Origin of the sequence: Streptomyces sp. NPDC059534 (assembly GCF_042743475.1) — a bacterium.
Lineage (GTDB): Bacteria > Actinomycetota > Actinomycetes > Streptomycetales > Streptomycetaceae > Streptomyces.
The window spans coordinates 1-12,051 of sequence record NZ_JBHWAQ010000080.1; the positions used below are offsets into that span (position 1 = coordinate 1).

The 12,051-nt window shown below is 66.2% G+C and carries 15 protein-coding genes and 4 pseudogenes; 6 read left to right on the forward strand and 13 right to left on the reverse strand.

The features are described 5' to 3' along the window. The coding region (locus tag ACFVZH_RS39020) for a transposase family protein (RefSeq protein WP_384905220.1) at nt 1-642 on the forward strand (642 nt) is incomplete at its 5' end. 547 nt (nt 643-1,189) lie between these two features. After that, a complete protein-coding gene (locus tag ACFVZH_RS39025; protein WP_384905222.1) occupies nt 1,190-1,384 on the forward strand; it encodes a hypothetical protein in 195 nt (64 codons plus the stop codon). Nucleotides 1,385-1,639: 255 nt separating this feature from the next. Here the strand turns inward: ACFVZH_RS39025 and ACFVZH_RS39030 are convergent. From ACFVZH_RS39030 to ACFVZH_RS39055, 6 genes and pseudogenes are all read right to left on the reverse strand, one after another. Further along, nucleotides 1,640-1,732 (reverse strand): annotated as a pseudogene (locus ACFVZH_RS39030) (transposase); the annotation flags it as partial. Continuing rightward, nucleotides 1,726-2,640 (reverse strand): annotated as a pseudogene (locus ACFVZH_RS39035) (IS256 family transposase). The pseudogenes ACFVZH_RS39035 and ACFVZH_RS39030, both read right to left, overlap by 7 nt. Beyond that, complete coding sequence (locus ACFVZH_RS39040) at nt 2,594-2,905, reverse strand: transposase (RefSeq protein WP_384905224.1); 312 nt, start codon at nt 2,903-2,905, stop codon at nt 2,594-2,596. The pseudogene ACFVZH_RS39035 and the gene ACFVZH_RS39040 overlap by 47 nt, the downstream one beginning before the upstream one ends. A 256-nt stretch (nt 2,906-3,161) precedes the next feature. Beyond that, the gene (locus ACFVZH_RS39045; RefSeq protein WP_384905226.1) at nt 3,162-3,302 is read right to left on the reverse strand and encodes a hypothetical protein; all 141 of its coding nucleotides are present in this window, start codon (nt 3,300-3,302) and stop codon (nt 3,162-3,164) included. Nucleotides 3,303-3,467: 165 nt separating this feature from the next. Beyond that, the gene (locus ACFVZH_RS39050; RefSeq protein ID WP_384905228.1) at nt 3,468-3,854 is read right to left on the reverse strand and encodes a hypothetical protein; all 387 of its coding nucleotides are present in this window, start codon (nt 3,852-3,854) and stop codon (nt 3,468-3,470) included. Between the two features lie 526 nt (nt 3,855-4,380). Next, nucleotides 4,381-4,608 (reverse strand): hypothetical protein, encoded by a 228-nt coding sequence (locus tag ACFVZH_RS39055; protein ID WP_384905230.1) that lies wholly within the window; start codon nt 4,606-4,608, stop codon nt 4,381-4,383. Between the two features lie 172 nt (nt 4,609-4,780). On the opposite strand from ACFVZH_RS39055, the gene ACFVZH_RS39060 reads away from it, so the two are divergent. Both ACFVZH_RS39060 and ACFVZH_RS39065 read left to right on the forward strand, forming a co-directional pair. Then, nucleotides 4,781-4,969: a DUF6381 family protein gene (locus ACFVZH_RS39060; protein ID WP_384905245.1), complete on the forward strand. Its 189-nt coding sequence runs from the start codon at nt 4,781-4,783 to the stop codon at nt 4,967-4,969. Between the two features lie 243 nt (nt 4,970-5,212). Then, a pseudogene (locus ACFVZH_RS39065) lies at nt 5,213-5,554 on the forward strand (transposase); the annotation flags it as partial. 31 nt (nt 5,555-5,585) lie between these two features. On the opposite strand, the gene ACFVZH_RS39070 reads toward ACFVZH_RS39065, so the two are convergent. The 4 genes from ACFVZH_RS39070 to ACFVZH_RS39085 all read right to left on the reverse strand — a co-directional run bounded on the left by ACFVZH_RS39070 (nt 5,586) and on the right by ACFVZH_RS39085 (nt 7,862). Further along, entirely contained in the window at nt 5,586-6,161 is a 576-nt protein-coding gene (locus ACFVZH_RS39070; RefSeq protein WP_384905232.1) for an IS630 family transposase, read from the reverse strand. Beyond that, nucleotides 6,158-6,658, reverse strand: a complete 501-nt coding sequence (locus tag ACFVZH_RS39075) for an IS630 family transposase (protein WP_384905234.1) — start codon at nt 6,656-6,658, stop codon at nt 6,158-6,160. Before ACFVZH_RS39075 ends, ACFVZH_RS39070 begins: the two co-directional genes overlap by 4 nt. A gap of 248 nt (nt 6,659-6,906) precedes the next feature. Further along, complete coding sequence (locus ACFVZH_RS39080; RefSeq protein ID WP_384905236.1) at nt 6,907-7,257, reverse strand: transposase; 351 nt, start codon at nt 7,255-7,257, stop codon at nt 6,907-6,909. Next, nucleotides 7,254-7,862: a helix-turn-helix domain-containing protein gene (locus tag ACFVZH_RS39085; RefSeq protein WP_384905238.1), complete on the reverse strand. Its 609-nt coding sequence runs from the start codon at nt 7,860-7,862 to the stop codon at nt 7,254-7,256. The genes ACFVZH_RS39080 and ACFVZH_RS39085 overlap by 4 nt, the downstream gene beginning before the upstream one ends. Before the next feature lie 519 nt (nt 7,863-8,381). On the opposite strand from ACFVZH_RS39085, the gene ACFVZH_RS39090 reads away from it, so the two are divergent. Next, nucleotides 8,382-8,711 carry an Lsr2 family protein gene (locus tag ACFVZH_RS39090; RefSeq protein ID WP_384905240.1) on the forward strand — a complete coding sequence of 110 codons (330 nt, stop codon included), beginning with the start codon at nt 8,382-8,384 and terminating at the stop codon, nt 8,709-8,711. Nucleotides 8,712-8,942: 231 nt separating this feature from the next. Beyond that, nucleotides 8,943-9,191, forward strand: a pseudogene (locus ACFVZH_RS39095) (ISAzo13 family transposase); the annotation flags it as partial. 460 nt (nt 9,192-9,651) lie between these two features. On the opposite strand, the gene ACFVZH_RS39100 reads toward ACFVZH_RS39095, so the two are convergent. The 3 genes from ACFVZH_RS39100 to ACFVZH_RS39110 form a co-directional block, all read right to left on the reverse strand. Then, the gene (locus ACFVZH_RS39100; protein ID WP_384905242.1) at nt 9,652-9,837 is read right to left on the reverse strand and encodes a hypothetical protein; all 186 of its coding nucleotides are present in this window, start codon (nt 9,835-9,837) and stop codon (nt 9,652-9,654) included. A gap of 283 nt (nt 9,838-10,120) precedes the next feature. Next, entirely contained in the window at nt 10,121-10,603 is a 483-nt protein-coding gene (locus ACFVZH_RS39105) for a transposase (protein WP_384905247.1), read from the reverse strand. Continuing rightward, nucleotides 10,600-11,121: a helix-turn-helix domain-containing protein gene (locus ACFVZH_RS39110; protein WP_384905244.1), complete on the reverse strand. Its 522-nt coding sequence runs from the start codon at nt 11,119-11,121 to the stop codon at nt 10,600-10,602. Before ACFVZH_RS39110 ends, ACFVZH_RS39105 begins: the two co-directional genes overlap by 4 nt. Nucleotides 11,122-12,051 lie beyond the last annotated feature (930 nt).

The following is a 12,051-nucleotide window of genomic DNA, read 5'->3' on the forward strand; positions in this document are numbered from 1 at the left end:
GTGACCCGGGCGGTCGGTGAGGTGCGTCGGCTGCTGGCGGGGCGGGGGTTCGCGGTCCCGGACCGGCCCTGCGTGCGGCTGCGAACGCTGGAGGACGTGTTCGCCTACGCCCAGGCCGAGGATGTCCGACTGCGGCTGGATGCCACCGAGGTCCAGGTCCGCCGGCCCCCCGCGGGCCAGGGCGGACGCAGGGCGTTCGTATCGGGCAAGAAGAAGCAGAACACGATGAAAGCCACCGTCATCGCTGACGAACAGGGCCGAACCTTGTGGACCGACGCCCTACGGCCAGGGCGCATGCACGATGTCACCGCCGCCCGCACGGCCGGCATCGGCAGATGCTTTGACCATTTCGAGCTGGTCCAAATCCTCCTCGATGACGGCTACCTCGGCCTCGGCCGAGACCATCGGGGCAAGGCCCTCACCCCACCACGCAAACTACGGCCAGGAGCAATAGCGCCCTTCGTCGAACACCGAGAACGCCAGCGACACGATCACTCCTCGCAACGGATCACCGTCGAACATGCCCTTGCCGACCACAAACGCTGGAAGCAGCTCCAGCGCTGGACCCACCGCCGCGACCGCCTCCCCGATACCTACCGAGCCATCGCCACCCTGGTCTCCGACCGCAACACCACCACCTGACCAACGCCACAAGCAGGGCAACCACGACTCACCCGCTATCACGCACCAACTCGTAAGCGAAGTAGGTAGCTATTACCCGCGTGCTGGGAGCGGAGCGAGCGTTTGGTGGTAGGGAGCGTTGTTCCCGCTGCGGGAGGAGGTCGACAAATATGTCCCCGTCATGGCATGCGGAAGATCTGGTCTGGCCCCTGCCTCCGGTGTGCGGGGTTCACGGTCCTGCTTTTGTCTGGCATCTGCCTGACCCGGCAGCCGCCCAATCCGGCCCGGCCGCCCAGACGGCTCTTCGCTGCCGGCTGGAACTGTGGACCATCGCTGAGACAGTCATCCGCACAGCGGAGCAAGTGGTCGCAGAGCTCCTTGCCAGTGCTGTCCGGTATGGCAGCGGACCTCTCTTCCTAGGACTCGCCCGCTCCCGCCCCTTCCTGCATCAGCGACCGCGATCTCCACACCGCGGTCACCCTTCGCGTGCAGCGCCTTCCCGACAACACCGGCTACGCCTTCGTCACCCTGCTCCAGCACATCCCCCACTCCCCGACGGAGAGACATCATGAGCCCCTCTCTGACCGCCCAGGACCGCTGCGACCGCTGCGGAGCCCAGGCATACATCCGCGCCCGCTTCAGCCACAACCGCGAACTCCTCTTCTGCGCCCACCACGGCCGCCGTTACCAGGCAGCGCTGGAACACCGGATCACCGAACTCCACGACGAAACCCACCGCCTCACCAGCACGGCCCAGCACTGAAGTGTTCGGTCCAGTTTCCTCCAGGCCACGCGCTGTCCGGATCGCCGTCCTCGAGACGCTGTACGGCGATCTGGGCCCTGTGCGTGTAGCGACCGCCAAGGAGGCGAGGCCGGCGGGCGTGTCAGCGATTTTGTGTAAGTCGCCTGGTGTCATTGGATGCTGAGCCGGTCCTCGAAAAGAGTGAGAACTGGTTCAGCACCTCTTTCCAGTGTGCGGCGACGTGGTTCACGTCGCGCGCTTTGGGGTGATCTGCTCGCGGACCGCGAGGTAGAGGACCTTTAACGCGGCCTGTTCCGAGGGGAAGTGGCCGCGGTTGCGGGTGGCCTTGCGCAGGCGGGCGTTCATTGAGCTCTTTCAGTAGTCACTCCGCAGGGCGAACGCTCTTCTGGGGTTGACCGGTTTCCGACCTGCGGCTGGGATTTCCCACCTGCAGACGTAGCCGTCACCCGATCGGTGGCCACTCTGAAAGAGCTCATTGATTCGACCATGCTCGTGGAGTAGACGACCGTCCTTATGGCCGGGGGGAACGCCAGGTAGGGCGTGAACTCCGGCCAGGCCGACCGCCAGGTCCGGACGATTGCCGGGTAGCGTTCGCCCAGGTCAGAGGCCGCGATCAGGTCGAGGGCCTGTTCGGCGGTCGGCTCGGTGGGGGCCGTATAGATGGCCTTCAGGGCTGGCACCAGCTTCGGGTGGTCCCGTACTGAGGACACTCTGAGCGAGGCTTTGGTCAGGTGGATCACGCAGGTCTGGACGGTGGCCTTGGGCCAGGTCGCGGTGACAGCGTCGGGCAGGCCCTTCAGGCCGTCGCAGGCGACGATGCAGACGTCCTCGATGTCCCGGCTCCGCAACTCGGACAGGACCGCCATCCAGGTGGTGGCACCCTCGCCCTCGGCGCCGACCATGTCGACCCCGACAGCCAGATAGACGGGCTTCGAAGTCACCGAGCCCGAGCGGATCTTCACCCACAGGGCGTCGATGTAGATGATCGGTCAGACCGCGTCAAGGGGCCGGTTCTGCCAGGCCACGAGCTCGTCGATCACAGCGTCGGTGACCTTGCTGATCAAGTCCGGGCTGACGTCGACTCCGTAGATCTGGGCCAGGTGGGAGCGGATGTCCCGCACGCTCATCCCGCGCGCGTAGAGCGAGAGGATCCGGTCGTTGAACCCCGCAAGGCGGCGGGCGTTCTTCGGCACCAGCCGCGGTTCGAACTCACCAGCTGCGGTCCCGCGGCACCGCCAGAGTGACCACGCCGGCATCGGTCAGGACCGTTTCGCGCGAGGTCCCGTTGCGGGAGTTCCCCGACCCGTGACCTGTGAGATCTCCGCGTTCGTAGCCGAGGTGTTCACTCATCTCAGCTTCCAGAGCCCGTTCCAGAACGGCCTTGGTGATCTCCGTCAGCAGCCCGCCCTCACCGAGCAGGGCCGCCCCTGAGACGTCAGCTTTGTCGAGCAACCGCTCGACGACCTCATCCACCACTTCGGCGCCGGCCACGGACCTGGCCACTTCTTCTTCGTCTGCCATGACTCGTCCGATCCGACCGGCCCAAGGGCCCCGAGGCCGAGCCCCAGACCAGGCTTCCACATCACGGACTTACACGATCTTTCAGACACGCTCGGCGCCACCCGCAGGATGGGGGCAAGCGCGGTGGTGCACTGGTTGAGGAGCCCGCGCATCGGAGTATGGGTGGTGGCGGTGGCCATCGCGAGGGCGGCCAGGGCTGCACGCAGGCGGCCTTGACCGGTCGGTGAGCGGCAGGGCGGCCCGTTGCCCGTCCTTGTCATTCAGCCCATTCCAGCTGGGTGAGGATCTTTTCAGCCGTGGCGGCGTCCGCGCCGATCGGTATCCAGGCGCCTGTTTGGCGTAGCCACTGGGCCTGTAACGTGGCCGCTTCGGCTGCCGCCTGCATGCTGATCAGCACAATCTACGTAAGACCGTTCTGCGGCGTCATACCCCTTGCAGGGGGTTTGCGCCGCCGGTGGCGTCCTTTGGCAGTGTGGTGCAGTCCCGGGCCGGGCCTCGTCTCTCGGTCCGGGACTGCACGTCGGTGGCGCGGCTTGCGCGGGAGCAGCCTGGCCGGCTCGAGTCAGGCGCGGCTGTGGTGGGTGCGACGGCGGCTGAGGAGGAAGGCTCCAATACCGGCGGCCAGCGCGGTCATGGTTCCGCCGAGGGCCATCTCCGTCGTGCTGGGGGTCTGGGTGCCGCCCAGGCCGCCTTGGGCCGGGGTGCCGGTCAGGACGGTGAAGGAGGCGTTCGTGCTGGCGCCGCGGCACTGCACGGTCAGGGTGTGCGCGCCCAGGGTGGCGGTGTTGTACACCCGGGCGGTGACCGTGGCGGTGGTCGTAGTCCCGGCCGGCAGGGTCACCGCCGGAAACGCGGCCGAGGTGACCGTATCCGTACCACCGCTGGCGCAGCCGGACGCGGTGATGGTCAGCAGCGCGCCCTGATGCACCTGGGAGGGGCTGACCCTCACGTTCGACGGCCCCGTCTGTGCCGCTGGGGCGCCGTCCGCCCGCGCCGTGGACGGCGCCCCGCACAGGAGGAGGGCAGCCCCGGCCAGGCCGGCCCAGGCCCGTGATGTCCCACGCATAATTCTCCCTTTCGCGAAGGTGCACCGCTTGGAGCAGACCGGCACGTGCCGCACCGGCGCTGGCCGTGACGGCCGCCGCTCGGTCTGATGTCAGCCTCAGCGTCACTGTGGGCGGCCGCCTGCCACCTATTGCTTGCCGGACGCAGCGAGCGCGGTAAAAGCGCAGTTCAGAGCGATGCTCCGTTTCCATGTATATATCTGTGCCGACTGGTCCGAACGAGTCTTCAGCGGTTGCGGGGCGGACCTGACCGTACGGCCGGGGGTCTGGTGATCCGGCCGTGCGTGACGCCGGGGCGGGTGGCTCGTTGAGGATGCCGGACGCGGGAAGTGCATCTCTGTCACCGCGAAGACGCGGCCCTCGTGCGGGGGCTCTGGCCAACGCCTCGACCAGAGTCCCTGCCTCCTTGTGTCAACCCCGGTGCGGTGACGGATACCAGGCCCGGCCACCGCTCCACCGGACCCAGCGCGGGTCGTCCAGGACCTCCTCCGGATCGCTCAGTCCGGCCACTTCCAGGAAGACGGTCACGTCCTGTTCGTTGAACGCCGTCCCCAGCCAGTCCTCGTATCCCTGGCGCATCACACTCACCCGCCAGCCACCGTTCTGGGACGGCGCTCCCACCATGATCAGTGCTGCCATTCCTCCACCATCACGCCGCCCGTCCCGCGCCGCCACGCCGGGCCGCGAGACCCCCGTGTTCCTGCGGGAGAAGCCGTCACACCGGGGGAGGTGTCCAGGATGCGGCAGCCCACTGGGGATGTTTCGACTGCTTCGTCCGCTCTTCCTATCGCACCTGGAGTCAATCGTGAGCATGACCGGTGAGCCCGGCGGCAAAGCCGAGCAGATGCGTGCCAAGGCCGAGGAGATGAAGGACTTGGCAGAGCGCACCAGCGACCCGGATGAGCGCGAGCGCCTGACCGATCAGGCCCGCCGGCTGAGGGAGCAGAGCGGGAAGGAATCCGGGCAGGACATGGGCGGGCAAGGCATGACCTCCCGATAGCAAGCTCCGCGCCCCTATCGCGGGTGGGATTTCCGGCTGGCGGCAGCGTGGGCGTTCCCGAGGCGCCCTCTGAGATCGCCGGCCGGATCCGTAGGCCCGCACCCCACACCGCGGCCGCCACTTCGTCAAGGCACAGGCACCGCCTGGTCACGGCGGATTCCTCAAGAGGTGCGAAGAACGCCAGATGGACACGCCCCCACGCGCGGCTGCCGGTGCCAGATGCCCGCGCCACGGCATTTAGCGATCCGGGTGCCCCGGATCGGACCTGGACGACCCCGGATCCGGCCCGATCACGTCTTGGGTGACAAGGGCTACAGCTCGAAGGCGATCCGCACCTGGCTCCGCCGGCGGGGCATAGCCCACACGATTCCCGAGCGGGCCGACCAGGTCCGCAACCGGGCCCGGCGGGGCAGCCGCGGAGGCCGCCCGCCCGCCTTCGACCGCGAGGCATACAAGCACCGCAACGTCGTCGAACGCTGCTTCAACCGGCTGAAGCAGTGGCGCGGGATCGCCACCAGGTACGACAAGACCGCCCAGTCCTATGAAGCAGCCGTCACCCTCGCCTCACTCCTGATGTGGGCGTGACATTTGACGACAGAACCTACTGATCTTTTCGTTAGTTCTGTGGGGTTGGTGGGTGGATGGTGAGGCCGGTGTGGGCAAGGAAGGACCAGGGCAGTCGGGGGTTGTCGTTGATCCGGCGGATGCCTTGTTCGGTGGCGTCGGCGACATCGGCAAGGTGGTCGCCGGCGAGGTTGGCAAGTTCACGCTTCTTGAGCGAGGACCACAGCAGTTCCACCGGGTTGAGCTCGGGTGCGTAGGCGGGTAATCGCTCCAGGGTGAGCCAGTCCTGCTCGGCGACCCAGGCCCGCATCGCCCGGCTCCAGTGGGCGGACAGTCCGTCCCAGACCAGGACCACCCGCTCGCCGCGGTAGAACGCCTTCATCTGTTCCAGGACCTCGATGAGTCCGGTGGTGTCGTAGCTGCCGGGTTTGAGGTGGAAGCACAGACGGGCCCCGCGATCGGGGTCGGTGGAGTGGTAGCCCAGGGCCCCGGCCATCGAGGCCCGTTTCCAGTTCAGCCGGTGCCGCAGGAGCGGGGTGCGGCCGCGGGGCGCGTAGGTGCGGCGGACCTGCGGCAGCAAAGAGACGCCTGATTCGTCGAGGAACACGATCCAGGCACGTGTGTTCACGGCCCCTTTTTGATGCGTGGCCATTCGTGGGCGATCCAGCGGGCGATCTCGGACTCGTCACGCTCGACCGCCCGCCGTTCGGGCCGCTGCAGACTCCATCCGAGTCGGCCGGTCAGCAGCCGCCACACCGAGGCTTTCGACAGCGTCACCCCTGTCACCCGCGTGACGACCGCACCGACTCGTTCCAGGGTCCACAGATCGGCCTCGAAGCCATGCTCCTGGGCGCCCTGCTCCAACGCGGCCCGTACCCGCTCGACCTGTGCATCATCCAGCTTGGGTGGACGCCCGGTGGCAGGGCGCCGGCGCAAGGCGTTGGCGCCGTCCTTCTCCCAGACCCGTTTCCACCGCCGCACACTCTCGTCACTGACCCCCAGCATCCGCGCGATCTCGGCACCCGAACGTCCCTGATCGAACAACTCAGCCGCCCGCACACGCCGGGCCTCGGCCAACTGCGGACGCGTCAAAGGAGGAACAACGAGCGAAGGCTTGAAAGACACCGCATCAGGATTCCACCAACGACTCCACCACATCCACAGAACTAACGAAAAGATCAGTAGTGCTGTGTTCCTCAAAGGTAGTAGATGTAGTGGCGGCGTAGGTGTCGGGTGGGTGGGGCGGGTCTGCCCCAGATCCATGGCCGTGCCCGCTGGTTGAGCTGGGCGGTGGCGAGGGCGGTGGCCTGGGTGATCTCCGCGGGGTCGGCGAAGCTCTGGCCGGCCAGGGCGGCCTTGCGGAAGATCCGCCATCAGGCTTCCTGGAGATTGAGCCAGCACGCGCCGACCGGAATGAAGACGTGTTTGATCCGGGGGCGGTCCTCGAGCCAGGTTCGGGTGGAGAGACTGTTGTGTGAGGACAGGTTGTCGGTGATCACGTAGATGTCCCCGGCCGGGTTCGCTTCCTCCAGTTTCTGTAGGAATTGCTGGTAGAAGACGCTGTTGCGGGAGGTCGCGGTCATGGTGACTTGTTGTCCGTCCCTCACGCGCAGGCCGCCGTAGACCCAGGTCTTCTCCGGCCCGCGACTGTAGTCGAGCTCCGCTTTGATGCGGCGGCCGTCAGGTGACCAGCCCGGTGCCGGAGGGAATGTACGCGGGATCACCGGCCCGAGCTCGTCGGCACAGACGACCGTCGCGCCGTCGGGCGGGTCGGTGTAGAGGCCGATGATCCGCGTCCTTTTCCCTCGAAGTCACGGTCCTTCGATCGCACCCAGGAACGGGTGCGGCGCCAGCGGACACCCTCGGCCAGCAGAATCCGGCGGACCTGGGACCGGCCCACCGAGATCCCGGCCTTCCGGGCGGCCTCAGCCAGGGACTCCAGCGTCCACTCAGGCGTGCCCGCCTCGTCGTCTGCGGCCAGTTCACCGTCTTCACCCCTGGTCAGACGGCCCGGAGGGGCTCGTCTGACCAGGGCGACGATTCTCGACCGCTCGGCTTCGGTGATCCGCCGGGGCCGGCCGCTGATCAGCCGGTCCTCCAGCCCCTCCAACCCGGACTCGTTGAACCGATGCAGCCACCACCGCACTGTCTTCGCGTGACAACCCAACTCCGTCGCGATCGCCGCGACTCGCATGCCTTCCCAGCTCAGAGCGATGATCCGCGCCCTCATCACGAGATCGGCCGGCGCCTTGCGGGCACTCGCCAGCCTGGTAACCGCCCTCTCCTCCTCCGGCCCCCAAGCATCCCGGGCACACAGCAACGTCGGCACAACCCACCCCCTGCCACCACCCCAACAAGGGTTTAATACCCACCACTTGAGGAAGCAAGCACTAGCGGCAGATCACCGGAGATCAGGTAGCGAGCCGGGTCCAGACCCCTGACAAGTCGCCGACCTGCGCATCGAGATTGACGTACTCCATCGACCTTCACCCATTCATCGCTTCCCACTAGCCGACGAATCGTCGCACAGACTCACCAAATGAAATGATGTCTTACGGTTTACTGCTCCGAGGCTGCGAAGAGGGACCCAGGATTCCCTGTCCAGCGGCCGCCAAAGTTTACCGCAGAGCAGGGCTCCGGTTCATCCAGATAAGCCTGCTGCTCAGCCGATCCCAGGTTCGCGAGAATCTCCGCCTTCGCCCTGATCAGGAACCGGCATCACAGTGATGCGTACCATCAGCGTTAGAGGCCAAGCCTCAGACTCAAAGGAGTCATTGCGGGAGCCATTCGGAAAAGGTGATTCACCGGGAGGTGTGGACAGCACGAGATTGTAGTGTATTATCCGTTCATGGCCCAGAAATATGTAACTATCTACACTGATGACCTCACCGGCGAAGAGAGCAGCGAGGCAACCACGCATTCATTTTCACTCAATGGTGTAGAGTATGAGATCGACCTTTCCCCCGAGAGCTATGATAGGCTGGCAGAAGCCCTTAATGTGTTCATCAAGGGCGGCCGAAAGGTCGGGCGGCGTAAGGCGCAGTCCCGGAAGAGTGCCGCAGGCGACGGTAACGTCACGGCGGAAATTCGTTCGTGGGCCAAGGAGAACGGATATAGCGTCAACGATCGCGGCCGGGTTCCTGCTGAAATCCGCGAAGCATACACCAAGGCGCACTGACCACCAGGAGCTATGCTACTGATATCGGGGGCTCCTGTGGCAAGGCGATTCTGCCTCGCGAGATGGAGGCCGCTCTCGGTTAGTTAAGGGCCTGCCGATCATCAAGGTGTTGCTTTCAGAGTTGGGGCTCGTTGGTGTCGTATACGCATCCCGGACGAGACTCGTGATCAACTTGCCGTGAAGTTCGCGGTGTTGTTCCAACACCTGGACGAACGACAGCGGCGGCGGCTGATGGCCTCGGAGGCACAAGGGCTAGGACATGGCGGCAGTCGGGCCGTGGCTCGAGCGGCCGGGGTGAGCGGGACAACCGTTCGCAAGGGCATGGCCGACCTGGAGGCAGGCCAGTTTGTGACCAGACGGGTGCGGCAGTCGGGCGGCGGACGCAAACGCGTCGCGGACCTCGACCCTGAACTGCGGGGTGCCCTGCTGAGTCTGGTCGAGCCGGGCGAACGTGGTGATCCGATGTCGCCGTTGAAGTTCCCCCGTTGATGTGGACACCTGGACACTGGGACGAGTTCCCTGCCAAGTTATCCCTGGTACCGACGTGCCACCCACGCGGAACGCTCACATCTCATGGCTGTCGGCATGTTCCTCCACAGCCCCTTGGCCGAGAAAGGTCCTGAAGGAAGCCAGGTACGCGATCTTGCTCCCCGCTGCCGGTGCGCGCGACCCCCATGAGAGCCCCCATGCCCCCTTTCAGCACCTCGCCATCACCCTCTTCCCTGAAGATGTCCGGCTGGGACTGAACCTTGGCCTCCTCAGAACCTTCGCGATCTCGCAGATCGCGAAGGTTCTGGCCGGCACGGAGAAGATGACGCAGTTCCCGCGCGCCCACCTCTACAGCCTGGGCTGCGTGCTGTATGAACTGCTGACCGGCCAGCCGCCGTTCGGCCGCGGAACACCCTGGAGGGAAGGTAATACGCCACGGCCCGTGCGCCGTCTACGGCCCGAGGTCCCCGTCGATCTGGAGGACCTGGTGCTGGAGCTGCTGAGCTCCGGCCCAGCCGCCCGGCCGGATGCCGAGCAGGTGGAGCGACGCCTTGGCGCCCTCAAGGTCCGGCCTGCCGCGGCGTGGGACGCACAGGCCATGACGGCACGACGTCAGCCGAGCAGCGCGGCTCCCCAACCCGCCTCCTTCCCCCAGAGCAGCCAGTTCGCCCGTCCGCTCCGAGTGCGGATCCGCATCATCCTGGGAATGGCCAGAGCGTCACCGCATCCGCACAGGCCGGCACGGCCGGACTGTGGACACAACTGGCTCTCTTCACTGGCCTGCCCGGGTGGGCGGCCCCGGTCCTTGCCGCGGCAGCTGGCCTCGCCCTGGCGTTGCTGTGCGCGCCGTCGCTTGTGCCGGACGCAGGCTCCGGTACAGACGCGCTTGCCTGCGTTACCACGACGATCACGGTCAGCGTCTACCTGGCCGGATGGTCACCGGCCCCATGGTGGGGGGTGCTGGCTGTTCTCATCTTCCTCTCCCCCCCCTCCTTATCGGTGGCTCTGTGCTGGTCAGCATGACCGTGTCCCGGGTAACAGGTGGCGCCCGGGACCGGGACCGGACTGGTGCTGCTGCAGGTCGTGCACGGTCGGTGCCGTGGGCTTCTGGACGCGATGGCCAGGCTGCTGGGAGGACCAGCCAGGCCCGCGACCTGCGTGTATATGAAGTCCAGCAGCAGGTCGGAGGTGACTTTGCCGGTAGTGGTGCGGAAGACCAGCCGGGGCTGGCCGCCATCGGTGCGTAAGGCGCCGAGCGCATTGACCCGACGTCCGGACGTGCCTTCCTGGTAGACCACAGCGCGGGTTCCGCGGCGGGCCCAGGTGTATCCGGTGGGCAGGGTCGAGGCGAATCCCGCCTCGTCCAGGTAGTAGAGGTCCAGCTCGCCGGCCTCGGCCCTCAGCCGTACAGCCGCAGGCCCTCCAGCTGATCCTTCGTGATCCGCTGGAGGGCTTCGTCGGCCTTGTGTCGCACGGTGGTACGGGTCCGTTTGTAGCGGAAGCCATCCCGTCTGAGCAGCGCAGACAGTCGTGCGGAGTGAATCTCGACCCCGCGCTCGCGCTCCAGCCAGGCCGCGAGCCGGGGCAGGGTCCAGGACGGGCCGCCGTCCTCGGCAGCCGTGTCGAGCATCTCCTCCATCGCGTCCAGGTCCGCCCGGGTGACCTTCGGCGGACGCCCGCAACGCGGTGCGTCCGCCAGCGCCGCCAGCCCACCGGCGGTGAAGCGGTGCAGGGCTCGACGAACCGTGACGGGGTGGATCTCCAGGATCCCGGCGATCTCGGACACCGTCCGGCCTTGCCCAGACAGCCGCACACACTCCACTCGCATCCGGGGATGCCGCGACGATTCCCGTTGCCGCAGCAGCCCCTCGACATCACTCTTCTGATCCGGCGTAGGCTCGAGTGTCAGCAGTATCGGCATGGCGAGACCCCCTCCCACCAGCCGGTATGCCCATCCCGCACCGGACTTACGCAAGACCGCTTAGCGACTTGGGGGTCACTTGTCGCCCCCTGGCTTGTGTGAGGGACACACTCTCCGCCAGGTACCTGACCTGCACTTTCACAAACGCACATTCTATGTGCGGGGAGACGCAACGGCATCTGCAACGTATCCTGCATGCCCAATCGAATTGGGTATTGAACGAGAACATGCACGGCGCTCTGAACGTCGAGGAGCATTGGGACATGCACGTGGGCATGCACTAGGTCTCGCAACGGCCAGCGCATGCCTAGCTGTACACAGACTTGCAACGCTCTACGTACGGCACCTTGTGCGGTATATTGCAACGGAACATAGACGTCAACATGCATGGCTGAATGTGCGGCAGCGCGTGCGATGCGCTGCTCAAGCGCGCGGCGGAACGCATCACCGGCGGCGTGACTGGGCATGCGCGCCTGAGACTGTTGCCGCGTTCCCCGCTCTGACGGTTGAGGTACACCGATCCGCACATCTATCCAGGCGCGCGCCTTGGCTCTAGCGAGCACGCGCCCAACAGTGCGCGCGACACCCTCTCTGCTCTCGCCCCTGTGCCGCACTACAAATGGAGGATCGCCCCTTCGGGCCTCTGCACCTCACGCTTAGCGCGCTAAGTCGCGCGCCGCCGATCGCCCGAGTCACTCCTCTAAGGGAGGTCGCGCACCATTCCTGCATTGGTGGCAAGTTGGCTGATGCGCACGACTCGCGTGATCGCGTCCCCCCAAGACGATGCACATCTCTTCAGTGCGAACTACGCTTTGGTAGGCGAAACTATTGAGCTTCCTACTGAGGTTTTCAGGGTGGGGTCGGTGGTACGAGGGTCAGACCGGTGGCGGTGAGGCAGCCGTCGATCAGGTGGGGCCGGAGCTGGATCCT